The following is a 12,384-nucleotide window of genomic DNA, read 5'->3' on the forward strand; positions in this document are numbered from 1 at the left end:
AGATGGTGATCGTCATGGGGCCCGAGGCCACGTCCGGCGACGTCGAGGCGATCGTCGCCCTGGTGGAGGCGGCCGGCGTGGAGGCGTTCGTCAGCAAGGGCGTACGACGCACGATCGTCGGCCTGGTCGGCGACGTGGCCCAGCTCGACGGGGCGAGCCTGCGCGGCATGACCGGGGTGCGCGACGTCATGCGGATCTCCGCGCCCTACAAGCTGGTGAGCCGGGAGAACCATCCCGAACGCTCGACGGTCCACGTGGGCGGCGTGCCGATCGGCCCCGGCACCGTGACGCTCATCGCGGGGCCGTGCGCGGTGGAGACCCACCAGCAGACCCTGGACGCGGCCCGGATGGCGCAGGCGGCCGGGGCGCGGCTGCTGCGCGGCGGGGCGTTCAAGCCGCGCACCTCGCCGTACGCCTTCCAGGGGCTGGGCGAGGCGGGCCTGCGCATCCTGGCGGACGTGCGCGAGGAGACCGGGCTGCCCATCGTGACCGAGGTGGTGGACGCCCAGGACGTGGAGCTGGTGGCCAAGTACGCGGACATGCTGCAGGTCGGCACCCGCAACATGCAGAACTTCGCGCTGCTGCAGGCGGTCGGCGCGGCCGGCCGGCCGGTGATGCTGAAGCGCGGCATGAGCTCCACCATCGAGGAGTGGCTGATGGCCGCCGAGTACGTCGCCCAGCGCGGCAACCTCGACATCGTGCTGTGCGAGCGCGGCATCCGCACCTTCGAGAAGGCGACCCGCAACACGCTCGACGTCGCGGCGGTGCCGGTGGCGCAGCGGCTGTCGCACCTGCCGGTGATCGTGGACCCGTCGCACTCGGGCGGCCGGCGTGACCTGGTGCTGCCGCTGACCCGGGCCGCGCTGGCGGTGGGCGCCGACGGCGTGATCATCGACGTGCACCCGCAGCCCGAGCAGGCGCTCTGCGACGGCCCGCAGGCGCTGGTGGAGGACGACCTGGGCGAGCTGGCCCAGGTCATGACGGACCTGCCGCCGCTGCTCGGCAAGTCGGCGGCGGCGGCGCTGGCGCTCTGAGCCCACGCTCTGAGCCCGCGCCGCCCCCGGTCTCAGAGGGTGTATTCCTGAATCGAGTCGGCGAGCTGCACGCACAGCTCCTCAGCGTCCAGCCGCCGCTCGATCTGCTTGAGGTCCTCGATCTTGGCGCGGGTCTCGGCCCGCTTGGGTGCCAGCAGGGAGCAGCAGTCCTCGTCGGGCAGCTCCGAGATCTCCAGTGTGCCGATGCGCCGGGCCTCGGCCATGATCTCGGTCTTGTCCCAGCCGACGAGCGGGCGCAGGATCGGCAGGTCGACCGCGTTGTCCTGGGCGGTGATGTTGGTCAGGGTCTGCGAGGAGACCTGCCCGAGCGCGTCGCCGGTGACCAGCGCGGCCGCCTTGATGCGGTGGGCGACCTCCTCGGCGGTCTTGAGCATGAGCCGCCGCTGCGCGATGACCGCCAGCCGGTCCTGGCCGGAGGTGCGGATCGACTGCTGCGCCTTGCCGAACGGCACCACCCAGAGCCGCGAGCGGCCCTGGAAGCGGTCGAGCTTGCGCACCAGCGCGTACGCCTTGTAGATCGACTCGGAGGTGGTGAACGGGATGCCGGAGAAGTGCAGGAAGTCGACGTGGAGGCCGCGCCGCATCATGCGGTAGGCGGCCACCGGGGAGTCGATGCCGCCCGACATGAGCACCAGTGCCCGGCCGCTGCTGCCGACGGGCAGGCCGCCCTGGCCGGGGATGCCGCCGGTGAAGACGAAGACCTCGTCCCTGTCGACCTCGATGTGCAGGGTCAGCTCGGGGTTGCGCAGGTCGACGGGGAGGCCGTACTCGTCGTTGATGGCGCCGCCGACCATGCGGTCGAGCTCGTTGGAGCGCAGGGGGAAACGCTTGTCGCGGCGGCGCGAGCGGACCGCGAAGCGGGCGCCGCGCTTGGCTTCCTCGCTCTCGCCGACCAGCTCCAGGCCGGCCTTGAGCACGGCCTCGGGGTCCTTGGCGACCCGCCAGGCCCGGTGGATCCAGACGAGTCCCGGGACCTCGGCGACGCGCTGCGCGACGGCCTCGGCCTGCTCGACGGTCGTGCCCTCGGGCAGGAAGATCGCGATCACGCCGTGCCGCTTGCGCACGTCGGTCTTGAGGTCGACGGTGCCCTCCAGCGCGTGCCGGATGTTGGCGATCAGGCGGCGCTCGAACAGCTCGCGGTTCTTGCCCTTGAGGACGATCTCGCCCAGCTTGAGCAGTACGCACGGCTCGCCCAGGGCGGACATCGTCATGGTGGAACCTCCGGGGAACAGGGACAGGACGGCCTTCATGGCAACGCCGTGACCCATCGAGTTTAGTCCGCGTCGAGCCCGGACCGTTTCCGACAGGACTATTGACAGATAGTTCAGATATCCATGCGTATGGGACATCCGGGATGGCAGACTTCGGTGACCCCTGACTCCCGAGGATCTCCGCTCCATGACCTCTGCTGTGAACTCTGTCGTGAACTCCGCCGTGGACCACTTCACCTACGGCCCGCTCACTCCGGCGCTCGCGTACGTGATGTCCTGCCTCGGGTCGATGCTGGGGCTGCGGCTCACCGCCCAGGCGCACGTCTCGCGCGGCGGCGCACGGGCCCGCTGGCTGCTCGGCGCGGCCGTGTCCATCGGCGGCACCGGCATCTGGGTGATGCACTTCATCGCGATGATGGGCTTCGCCGTCGACGGCACCAGGATCACCTACGACGTCCCGCTCACCGTGGCGTCGGCGGTCGTCGCGATCGTGGTCGTCGGCACCGGCCTGTTCCTCGTCACCTACGGCCGGGGCCGGCTCCCCTCGCTGCTCGGCGGCGGCCTGCTCACGGGCCTCGGCGTGGCCTCCATGCACTACCTCGGCATGTACGCCATGAACATGTCCGCCCACGTCTCCTACGACCGTCTCACCGTGGCGATCTCGGTGACCATCGCCGTGGTCGCGGCGACGGCGGCGCTGTGGTTCACGCTGCGGGTCAGGAAGCCGGTCTGGATCACCGGCGCCGCCCTCGTCATGGGCCTCGCGGTGGCCGGGATGCACTACACCGGCATGGCCGCCATGCGCGTCACCGTGCACGCGCCCGCGGACGGGCCGCCCGCCCCGGCGGCGGGGGCCGACGCCCTCGACTTCCTCGTCCCGCTCATGACCGTGATCAGCCTCATCACGCTCACCATGCTGCTCATGGTGCTGCTGTCGCCGTCCGAGGAGGAGCTGCACGAGGACGCCGAGCTGGTGGCCAAGCTGGAGCTGCGCCGGCGTACGGCCCGGCAGGAGCGCCTCGCCCGCCCGCGCCCGCCGGCCGCGCCGCTGCCGCAGGAGCAGGAGATGCCTCACGTCTCATAGGCACAGTTTCGCAACAGGTGGTTGCGCCGTCGCGACGCGCTGTGGATACTCCCTTATCTCTGCGTAAGGGACTGGTGGGCCATGTCGCCGATCGACCATTTCTCCTCGGGGCCGCTGACGCCCGTCGTGGCGTACGTCATCTCGACGGCCGGCAGCATGCTCGGCCTCATGCTCACCTCCCGGGCGCGGCTCACGGGCGGGCGCGAGGCGACCTACTGGCTGCTCGGCGCCGCGCTCGCGATCGGCGGCACCGGCATCTGGACCATGCACTTCATCGCCATGCTGGGCTTCTCCGTGAGCGGCACGGTCATCCGCTACGACGTGCCGCGCACGGCCGCCTCGGCGGTGCTCGCGGTCGTCGTCGTGGGGCTCGGGCTGTTCCTCGCGTCCCAGCACGGCGAGCGGTGGCCTTACCTGCTGGGCGGCGGCCTGCTGACCGGGCTCGGCGTCGCCGGCATGCACTACCTCGGCATGTCCGCCATGAACCTGTCGGCCCACCTGTCCTACGACCCCGTCGTCGTGACGCTGTCGGTGCTCATCGCGATCGGGGCGGCCACGGCGGCCCTGTGGTTCACGCTGCGGGTGAGCGGCGCGCTGAAGGTCGGCGCGGCGGCGCTGGTGATGGGGGTGGCGGTCTCCGGCATGCACTACACGGGCATGTTCGCCGTGTCGGTGCGGGAGCACACGGAGCCGGCGACGCCGCCGGGCGCGCGCGGCATCGACTTCCTGCTGCCGCTGATCGTCGGCCTCAGCCTGCTGACCGTGGGGCTGCTGCTCGCGCTCATCCTGTCGCCGTCGGAGAAGGAGCTGCGCGGCGAGGCGGAGTTCCGGGAGCGGCTGCGCGGGCACGGGGAGGAGGGCGTGCCGGAGATCGACCTGTTCGGCACGCCCCGGAGGTGACGTCGTGTCCCCCGTATATATGGACGGGGGTACGGCCTGCGACACGTGGTGGGCCGCCGACTCTCCGCGGCGCAAGCCGTACCCTTGAGCGGGTTGTAGCGGAAACCCCGCTGGCCCAAAGGTACGGCCGGCGCTTGCAGGCGGCTTGCAGCCCGCCGGGAGGCGGCGTCTAGCCGAAGAAGACCTCGGCCTCGGCGTAACGCTCCACCGGCACCGTCTTCAGCTCGGACGTCGCCTCGTCGAGGCCCACCCTGACGATGTCGGTGCCGCGCAGCGCGACCATCTTGCCGTAGTCGCCCTCGTGGACCGCGTCGATCGCCTGCAGCCCGAACCTGGTCGCGAGCACCCGGTCGTAGGCGGTCGGCGTGCCGCCGCGCTGGATGTGGCCGAGCACCGTGGTGCGGGCCTCCTTGCCGGTGCGCTTCTCGATCTCCTTGGCCAGCGTCTCGCCGATGCCACCGAGGCGTACGTGCCCGAACGCGTCCAGCTCGCTCGCCTGCAGCGCCATCTGCCCCTCCAGCGGATGGGCGCCCTCGGCGACGACGAGGATCGGCGAGTAGCGGGTGCGGAAGCGGGACTCGACGTATTCGCAGACCCGGTCGATGTCGAACGGCTTCTCCGGGATGAGGATGACGTTGGCCCCGCCCGCCATGCCCGCGTGCAGCGCTATCCAGCCGGCGTGGCGGCCCATCACCTCGCAGATGAGCGCCCGGTGGTGGGACTCGGCGGTGGTGTGGAGGCGGTCGATGGCCTCGGTCGCGATGTTGACGGCCGTGTCGAAACCGAAGGTGTAGTCGGTGCCGGACAGGTCGTTGTCGATGGTCTTGGGCACGCCCACGACGTTGACCTGGCGCTCGTAGAGCTGCCTGGCGACGCCCAGGGTGTCCTCGCCGCCGATGGCGATCAGCGCGTCCACGCCGCCGGCGGCCAGGTTGGCCTTGATCCGGTCGACACCGCCCTCGATCTTGATGGGGTTGGTCCGGGAGGAGCCCAGGATGGTGCCGCCACGCGGGAGGATGCCGCGGACGGCCTGGATGTCGAGCGGCATGGTGTCGCCCTCCAGGGGTCCGCGCCAGCCGTCGCGGAAGCCCACGAACTCATGGCCGTAGACGCTCACCCCCTTACGCACGACAGCCCTGATCACCGCGTTGAGCCCGGGGCAGTCGCCGCCCCCTGTGAGCACTCCGATACGCATGGCGGGTTCCTCCCGAAGGGTTCACGAACCTGACCTCAGTATTCAGACTCGCATTCTGCCCGTACCCAAGGCCAGTGGTCTAGACCAAACGCCGAACCCTTGCGAGGAGAGGGTCACTCGCCGCGCCGGCCCACCAGCACGCAGGCGGGGCTCTCCACCGCGTACGACTCCTCCGTGAGCGCGGGCACGCCGTCGCTCAGCGCGAGGACGGTCACCGTGCCCGAGTGCTGGTTGGCGACGTAGAGCCGGTCGCCGTCGATGGCGAAGTGGCGCGGCCACGCGCCGCCGCAGGGCACCTCGGCCACCGGCGCCAGGTCCGCGGCGCTCAGCACGGTGACGGTGTCGGGGCCGCGGTTGGCGACGTAGACGTGGTCGCCGTCGAGCTGGAGGTGGGAGGGGGCGTTGGCGACGCCCGGGACGCGGGAGGCGGGCGCGATCGTACGCCGGCCGTCCTCCTCGATCATGGTGACGGTGCCGTCGAGCTCGCCCGCGACGTAGAGCCGGCCTCCGGCGAAGGCGAAATGGCGCGGGCCGGTGCCGGGCTGCAGCGTGCAGGGCTCCAGCGGCGTGCCGTCGGGCAGGTAGCGCCGGATCTCGTCGGTGCCGAGGTCGGAGACGTGCAGGACGCGGTCATGGAAGACCGCCTGGTGGGCGTGCGGGCCCTCCTGGCGCTCCGGGTCGGGGCCGGAGCCCTCGTGGCGCAGCACGATCGGCTCGCCCTCGAACGCCCCCCGCGCGTCGAGCCGGTAGAGCACCACCGTGCCGTCGCCGTAGTTGGCCGCGGCCAGCAGCGTGCCGGACGGGTCGACGGCCACGTGGCACGGGCTGGAGCCCTCGCTGGGCCGTTCGTCGAGAGGCGCGAGGCCGTCGTCGCGGACGGCGAAGGCGGTGAGCCAGCCGCGTTCGAGCTCGCCGACGGCGTAGAGCACCGGCAGCGTGGGGTGGGCGGCGAGGAACGACGGCGCCGCGACCCGGGTGAGCTCACCCTCGCCGCCGAAGCGCCCGTCGCTGCCGCCGCCGAAGGTGAGGATGCCGGGGCCGTAGCCGCCGATGCGCAGGAGCTTCACAGCTCCCATCCAATCATGGTTGACTATGGCAATGAGTTCGTTGATAGAAGCAAGGGTTTCTGAGGTCAGAGCCTTCAACCGCTTCTACACGCAGCTGATCGGCGTGCTGCGGGCGGGCATGCTGGACTCGCCGTACTCGCTGACCGAGGGCAGGGTGCTGTTCGAGCTGGCCCACGCCGAGCCGATGGAGACCGGCGAGCTGCGCTCGCTGCTCGACCTCGACGCCGGCTACCTCAGCAGGATCCTCACCCGCTTCGACGCCGAAGGGCTGATCCGGCGCGAGCGCTCGGCCGCCGACGCACGCAAGCAGGTCGTCCGCCTCACCAGCAAGGGCTCGGCCACGTACGCCGACCTCGACCGGCGCTCGGCCGAGCAGATCGAGCGGCTGCTGTCCGGGCTGCCGGAGGCCGACCAAGGGCGGCTCGTCGGCGGCATGGCCACGATCAGGTCGCTGCTGTCCGCCGGTGAGCCCCGGCCGGAGCCGTACGTGATCAGGCCGCCGCGCACCGGCGACCTCGGCTGGGTCGTCCAGCGGCACGCCGACCTCTACAGCGGCGAGTACGGCTGGGGCACCGGCTTCGAGCAGACCGTCGCCGACATCGTCGCGGGCCTCGACTTCACCAAGGACGCCGGCTGGATCGCCGAGGCCGGCGGCGAGCGCGTGGGCTGCGTCTTCTACGTGCGCGAGGACGACGGCCAGGCGAAGCTGCGGATGCTGCTGGTCGAGCCGTCCGCGCGCGGCATGGGCATCGGGCGGCGGCTGGTCGAGGAGTGCCTGCGGCACGCCAGGGCCGACGGCCGCGAGCGGATCACACTGTGGACGCGCGACTGCCTGGTGAGCGCGCGGCGCATCTACCAGGCGGCCGGCTTCCGGCTGGCCGGGGAGGAGAGAGGCGCGGAGAACGGGGTCGAGGTCAACGAGCAGTGGTGGACACTCGACCTGTGACCGCGCCGGCGATGCCCGGCCCCGTAGTGGGCGGCTTTCAGGCGCGGAAGGGGCCGGTGACCTCGAACGTGCGGCCCTCCGCCCGGCCGCGCCTGGCCGAGAAGTAGAGCCGGTCGCCGCGCGGCGAGAACGCGAGGCCGGTCAGCTCCGCCCCCGTCTGCCCCTCCAGCCGCAGGAACGGCGTGACCTCCCGGTCGGGCGCGATCACGTCGATCTGGGTGGTGCGCCGGGCCGCGTAGAGGTCGCCGGAGGGCGCGGCCGTGAGGGTGCGCACCCCCTCGCACAGCCGGTCGAGCGCGCCGGTCTGCCCGTCGTAGGCCCACAGGCCCGCGTCGCCCTTGGTGGTGAAGTAGCAGACCCCGCCCGCGTAGTGGCAGGCGTCGCCGCCGTCGAAGCGGCGCGCGTCGGCCACCTGGTGGCGGGTCTCGCGCAGCAGCCCGGCCGGCGACGGCACCACCCGCCAGTGCCCGGAGCCGGACAGCACCTCCAGCGTGCCCTCGGTGAGGTCTCCCCAGTCGGAGGGGCTGAAGCGGTAGAAGCAGCCGTCGGGCTCGTCCTCGGTGAGGTAGACCACGCGCCGCTCGGGGTCGCAGGCGGCGGCCTCGTGCCGGAAGCGGCCCATGGCGAGGCGGGGCCGGGCGGCCCGCGCGCCGTACGGGTCGCACTCGAAGACCCGGCCGCGGTGGCCGAGCTCGCACGACAGCCAGCTGTGCCACGGCGTGGCGCCGCCCGCGCAGTTGAGATCGGTGCCGGACAGGATGCGGTAGGCGTCGCCCACCGTGCCGTCGGCGCGGAAGCGCAGCGCCGACGCGCCGCCGAGCAGCGGCAGCTCGGAGTTGGAGACGTAGATCCAGCCGTCGCCGTCGGGGAAGCAGGCGCCGCCGTCGGGCGCGGCGTGCCAGGTCAGCCCGGCGACCTTGTGGCCGCTGCGGGCCACCACCCGGCCGGTGAACCCCGAGGGCAGCGCGAGACCTTCGGGGTCCGGCAGGCCGAGCGGTCCGTACGGGCTGGTGCCGCCCTGCATGAGCGGGCCCGTGCGGAGGAGAGTCTTGTGGGACATCGTGGGGCCTCCCTCTAGGTGCCACGCTAGTGGACCGCACGGACATGAATGGCAGGGATTCGCGAGTTCAAACTCTGCGCAAACCTCGCCGGGGGCGCGGGCACGCGGGGGAGCCCGGGGCCGCTTCCTCGGTCCCCGGGCTCCGGGCGTGTCGGGCTCCGTCCGCTCAGGTCATGGCCTGGAACATCCAGTGCTGCTTGTCGATCTCCTGGACCGCGGCGATGAGCAGGTCCTGGGTCGCCGGGTCGGCCTCTTCGGTCTGCCGGATGCGCTCGTACATGCGCTTGCTGATCCCGCCCAGGCAGTCCGTGATGGTCGCGACGACCTTGCCGTCCTCCAGCCAGCCGCTCTCCAGCTGGGCCAGCTTGGTCGCCTTCGCGACGGTGGCGGCCCGGCCGTCGGGGTTGATCCCGAGGGCGACGGCGCGCTCGGCGAGGGTGTCCATGTGCGTCCTGGCGAGCGCGACGACCTGGTCGAGCTGGAGGTGGACCGAGCGGAAGTGGCTGCCCACGAGGTTCCAGTGCGCCTGCTTGCCGACCAGTGACAGGTCGATCAGGTCGACCAGGGCGCCTTGCAGGCACTCGGCGACGGTGTTCCTGGCGTCGTCCGAGAGCGGACCTTTGATCGTGGCCATTATCGAGATTCCTCCCCGTCCGTCGGTTTTGTTGCTACTTGCCATCAATCGGCAACGTCTGTCCCCCTGCCCAGCTCGGCGGCGCCCTAACATTGACACTGCAATAGTGACAGTGTCACTGTGGAGGTATGAGCGAGACCTGGACCATCGGCGAGCTGGCCGAGCACGCGGCGCGCGCACTGCGCGACGGCGCCGCGCCGCTCAGCGGGCGGGTCCGCGACGTGCCCGGGGAACGGCTGATCCGGTGGTACACCACCATCGGGCTGCTCGACCCGCCGCTCACCCGGCGTGGCCGCGTCGCCCGTTACGGGCGGCGGCACCTGCTGCAGCTCGTCGCCGTCAAGCGCCTGCAGGCGGCGGGGCGGTCGATCGCCGACATCCAGGCGGCGCTCGCGGGGGCGACGGACCGCACCCTGGAGGAGACGGCGTCCCTCCCCGCCCCTCCCCCGGCCGCGCCCGTGGTTCCTGCCCCGGTCCCTCCCCCGGTCGCGACCGCCGCCGAGCGGCCCGCGTCCGGCAACGGGGCGACGGGCGGGCGCGGGCGGTTCTGGGCGGAACGGCCGGCGGCCGACTCGGGGGACGCGGCCGGCTCCGGGAACGGCCCCGCGACGGCCGGGGATCCGGTGATCGTGATGGGGATCAGCTTGGGGGGCGGGGTCCGGCTCGTATGGGACGGCGGCCGGGTCCCGTCGGAAGAGGACGTCCAGGCGGTGCTGGCGGCGGCGGGCCCGCTGCTCGCGGTGCTTACGGAGAGGGAGCTGACATGAAGATCACTTCGCTGGAGCCCGCCCGGTGCCTGCCGGTGCCGGAGGCCGGGTTCGGCGCCCTGCTGACCGAGCGCGGCAACCTGCCGCTGGAGAGCGTGGACGTCGCGGCGGACATCTCGGGCCTGATCGCCGGGGTCGAGGTCACGCAGGGCTTCCGCAACCCGTACGACGTCACGCTGGAGGCCACCTACGTCTTCCCGCTGCCCGACCGGGCCGCCGTGACCGGCTTCCGCATGGAGGCCGACGACCACGTCATCGAGGGCGTGCTCAAGGAACGGGCCCAGGCCAGGGCCGACTACGACCGGGCACTGCGCGAGGGCAGGCGGGCGGCGATCGCCGAGGAGGACCGTCCCGACGTCTTCACCATCCGCGTGGGCAACATCCTGCCGGGCGAGCGCGTCTCGGTACGGCTGACGATGAGCCAGCCGCTGCCGTACGAGGACGGCGCGGCCACCTTCCGCTTCCCGCTCGTCGTCGCGCCGCGCTACATCCCTGGCGACCCGATCGACGGCCCGCCCGCGGGCGGCGGCGTCGCGCCCGACACCGGCGCCGTGCCGGACGCCTCCCGGATCACGCCGCCGGTGCTGCTGCCCGGCTTCCCCCACCCGGTGCGCCTGTCGCTCGCCGCGACCGTGGACGCCGCCGGGCTGGAGCTGCGCGAGCTGGCCTCCAGCCTCCACGTCGTGGAGGAGGAGGGCAACACCGTACGACTCAAGCCCGGCGAGCGGCTCGACCGCGACTTCGTGCTGCGCCTGTCGTTCGAGGCGTCCACGTCGCTCCAGCTCGACGGGGGCGACGGCGGGGAGGCGCGGACGTTCGCGCTCACCGTCGTGCCGCCGCCGCTGCAGGCCACCCGCACGCCGCGCGACCTGGTGCTGCTGCTCGACCGGTCGGGCAGCATGGGCGGCTGGAAGATGGTGGCCGCGCGCCGGGCCGCCGCCCGCATCGTGGACACGCTGACGCCGCAGGACCGCTTCGCGGTGCTGACGTTCGACTCGGTGGTGGAGCGGGCCTTCGAGGGGCTGGTGGAGGCGTCCGACCGCAACCGCTACCGCGCCGTCGAGCACCTGGCCCGCGTGGACGCCCGCGGCGGCACCGAGCTGCTGGAGCCGCTGCGCCAGGCCGTCGCGCTGCTGGGCGGCGGCGCGGCCGGGCGCGAGCGGGTCGTGGTGCTGGTCACCGACGGCCAGGTGGGCAACGAGGACCAGATCCTGGAGCAGGCGGGCGGCGCGCTCTCGGCCATGCGGGTGCACGCGGTCGGCATCGACCGGGCCGTGAACGCCGGCTTCCTCGGCCGCCTGGCCGGGCTCGGCGCCGGCCGGTGCGAGCTGGTCGAGTCGGAGGACCGCCTCGACGCCGCCATGGAGCACATCCACCGCCGCATCGGCGCCCCCCTGGTCACGGACCTCACGCTCGACGGCCTGGACGTCGTGCCCGACGCCGTCACTCACCTCGGCTCGATCTTCCCTGGCGTGCCGCTGCGCGTGTACGGGCGGTGCCGCGAGGGCTCGGCGGTGACCGTGCGCGGCGTGGCCGCGGGCGGGCCGTGGGAGGAGCGGGTCGAGGGCGTGCCGGTCGACTCCCCGGCCCTGCGCGCCGTCTGGGCCCGCGCGCACCTGCGCGAGCTTGAGGACCGGTACGCCATGGGCGAGCACGACCTCGAGTCCCGCATCGTGCGCGTCTCGCTGGACAACGGCGTGTTGTGCCGCTTCACGGCGTACGTGGCCGTGGACACCCGCCAGGTCGCCGGCGGCGAGCCCGAGCACCACGTCATCCAGCCGGTCGAGCCGCCGAGCGGGTGGGAGTCGCCGGTGCCGCCGGCGGGCGGCACCTTCGCGGCGGCGGCCCTGATGGCCATGCCGCCCGCCGCTCCCCGGATGCGGGCCCCGGAGCCGAGGCTGGATGCGGCCGGGGGCTTCGACGACATGGACGTCCCCGACTTCCTCACCTCCGGCCCCGGCGCTCCGGAGAGCGGCCGGCCGGGCGGCCTGCCGGGTGGTCCTGCGGGTGGTCCTCCTGGTGGTGGCGGGTCCGGCTTCCCCGGGCAGCCCGCGATGCCGCCGCCGAGGTCCCCCTTCCCCGCCGGTCCGCCCTCGGGCGGCCTGCGCGGGCGGGGCAAGTCGCGGCCCGCACCGCGCCGTACGCAGGGGCTGGAGGCGGTACGTCCGCAGCTCGCCGCCGAGCTGGACCGGCTCAGGGCCCTGCCGGCGCCCGACCTGACGTATCTGGCCGACCTCGGCACCCGGCTGGCGGCGCTGGCGGCTTACCTGGGCGGCGAGGAGCGGCTGGAGGCGCTGGCCCGCGACCTGGAGGCGGCCGAGCGGCCGGGCGCCGACGCCCGCGCGCTCCACGACCACGCCGTCGCGTCCCTGACCGCCCTGCTGGGCTCTCCGCCCACCCCTCCGGACGCACCGGACCGCCCGCGCCGCGGCCCCTTCTGGAAGCGCTCCTGACCGGAACGCCTC

11 protein-coding genes are annotated in these 12,384 nt (G+C 73.0%); 6 read left to right on the plus strand and 5 right to left on the minus strand.

Translation table 11 applies throughout. The features are described 5' to 3' along the window. Positions 1-2: 2 nt before the first annotated feature. The gene (gene aroF / locus BMW85_RS02490) at positions 3-1,034 is read left to right on the plus strand and encodes a 3-deoxy-7-phosphoheptulonate synthase (RefSeq protein WP_091076250.1); all 1,032 of its coding nucleotides are present in this window, start codon (positions 3-5) and stop codon (positions 1,032-1,034) included. A gap of 32 nt (positions 1,035-1,066) precedes the next feature. Here the strand turns inward: aroF and thiI are convergent, their stop codons facing one another. Then, the gene (thiI, locus tag BMW85_RS02495; protein ID WP_091077161.1) at positions 1,067-2,266 is read right to left on the minus strand and encodes a tRNA uracil 4-sulfurtransferase ThiI; all 1,200 of its coding nucleotides are present in this window, start codon (positions 2,264-2,266) and stop codon (positions 1,067-1,069) included. A 199-nt stretch (positions 2,267-2,465) separates the two neighbouring features. Here thiI and BMW85_RS02500 point away from each other — a divergent pair, with 199 nt between their 5' ends. Together BMW85_RS02500 and BMW85_RS02505 are read left to right on the plus strand one after the other, a co-directional pair. Further along, the gene (locus BMW85_RS02500) at positions 2,466-3,350 is read left to right on the plus strand and encodes an MHYT domain-containing protein (protein ID WP_245774566.1); all 885 of its coding nucleotides are present in this window, start codon (positions 2,466-2,468) and stop codon (positions 3,348-3,350) included. Positions 3,351-3,431: 81 nt separating this feature from the next. Further along, positions 3,432-4,250: an MHYT domain-containing protein gene (locus BMW85_RS02505; RefSeq protein ID WP_091076252.1), complete on the plus strand. Its 819-nt coding sequence runs from the start codon at positions 3,432-3,434 to the stop codon at positions 4,248-4,250. 169 nt (positions 4,251-4,419) lie between these two features. Here BMW85_RS02505 and BMW85_RS02510 read toward each other — a convergent pair whose 3' ends face one another. Continuing rightward, positions 4,420-5,445: a 6-phosphofructokinase gene (locus tag BMW85_RS02510; RefSeq protein WP_091076255.1), complete on the minus strand. Its 1,026-nt coding sequence runs from the start codon at positions 5,443-5,445 to the stop codon at positions 4,420-4,422. Between the two features lie 113 nt (positions 5,446-5,558). Then, entirely contained in the window at positions 5,559-6,521 is a 963-nt protein-coding gene (locus BMW85_RS02515; protein WP_091076256.1) for a lactonase family protein, read from the minus strand. A 22-nt stretch (positions 6,522-6,543) separates the two neighbouring features. Here BMW85_RS02515 and BMW85_RS02520 point away from each other — a divergent pair, with 22 nt between their 5' ends. Further along, entirely contained in the window at positions 6,544-7,458 is a 915-nt protein-coding gene (locus BMW85_RS02520) for a bifunctional helix-turn-helix transcriptional regulator/GNAT family N-acetyltransferase (protein ID WP_245774567.1), read from the plus strand. Positions 7,459-7,495: 37 nt separating this feature from the next. On the opposite strand, the gene BMW85_RS02525 is transcribed toward BMW85_RS02520, so the two are convergent. Next, positions 7,496-8,518 carry an alkaline phosphatase PhoX gene (locus tag BMW85_RS02525; protein ID WP_091076262.1) on the minus strand — a complete coding sequence of 341 codons (1,023 nt, stop codon included), beginning with the start codon at positions 8,516-8,518 and terminating at the stop codon, positions 7,496-7,498. Between the two features lie 166 nt (positions 8,519-8,684). Beyond that, on the minus strand, positions 8,685-9,152 hold the full coding sequence (locus tag BMW85_RS02530) for a Dps family protein (RefSeq protein WP_091076265.1): 468 nt from the start codon (positions 9,150-9,152) through the stop codon (positions 8,685-8,687). 128 nt (positions 9,153-9,280) lie between these two features. Between BMW85_RS02530 and BMW85_RS02535 the strand changes: the two genes are divergently transcribed. Next, entirely contained in the window at positions 9,281-9,919 is a 639-nt protein-coding gene (locus BMW85_RS02535; RefSeq protein WP_091076267.1) for a helix-turn-helix domain-containing protein, read from the plus strand. Then, positions 9,916-12,372, plus strand: coding sequence for a VIT domain-containing protein (locus BMW85_RS02540; protein ID WP_091076270.1), 2,457 nt, complete (start codon positions 9,916-9,918; stop codon positions 12,370-12,372). The genes BMW85_RS02535 and BMW85_RS02540 overlap by 4 nt, the downstream gene beginning before the upstream one ends. Positions 12,373-12,384: the final 12 nt, after the last annotated feature.

The organism is Nonomuraea wenchangensis (assembly GCF_900111685.1).
GTDB lineage: Bacteria > Actinomycetota > Actinomycetes > Streptosporangiales > Streptosporangiaceae > Nonomuraea > Nonomuraea wenchangensis.